General features: G+C 59.5%; 1 protein-coding gene. It reads left to right on the forward strand.

Annotated elements, in window-relative coordinates; translation table 11 throughout:
• The coding region (locus DM807_RS00255) for an immunoglobulin-like domain-containing protein (protein WP_179026932.1) at positions 1–489 on the forward strand (489 nt) is incomplete at both ends.

Here is a 489-nt window from a genome sequence, read left to right on the forward strand (position 1 = left end):
AGCTGGGCGGCGCGGCGAAAGTGGATGTCACCGACACCACCGACGAAGTGATCGCGAAACTGACCGCGACTCCATCGGTCACCGAAGGCGGCGAGATCACCTACACCATCACGCTGACCAACAAAGACGGTCTGTTGATCAACAACCACGGCGCGCTGACCTTCACGCTGAGCGACGGCAAGACCGTCATCACCGTGCCGGCCAACGGTACTACCGGTTCGGTTACGGTCATCGCGCCGGACAACGTCTACACCGGCACCAACGACCCTGTGATCAAATCGATCGCGACTGTTGAAGGCGTGGATGTCGACAAGTTCGAGAAGTTGACCCTGGATAAAACCGAGGTCAAGACCACTGTTACTGACGAGCCAGGTACCCCAGGCAACCCAGGCGGCACCAACGAAGGCGACCTGGTCAAGGTCACCATCACCGCCGACCAAACTTCGGTCGCCGAGAACGTCAAACCGACCTTCACCGTGCACGTCAACC

The sequence above is a fragment of the Pseudomonas hunanensis genome (assembly GCF_013393325.1).
Lineage (GTDB): Bacteria > Pseudomonadota > Gammaproteobacteria > Pseudomonadales > Pseudomonadaceae > Aquipseudomonas > Aquipseudomonas putida_P.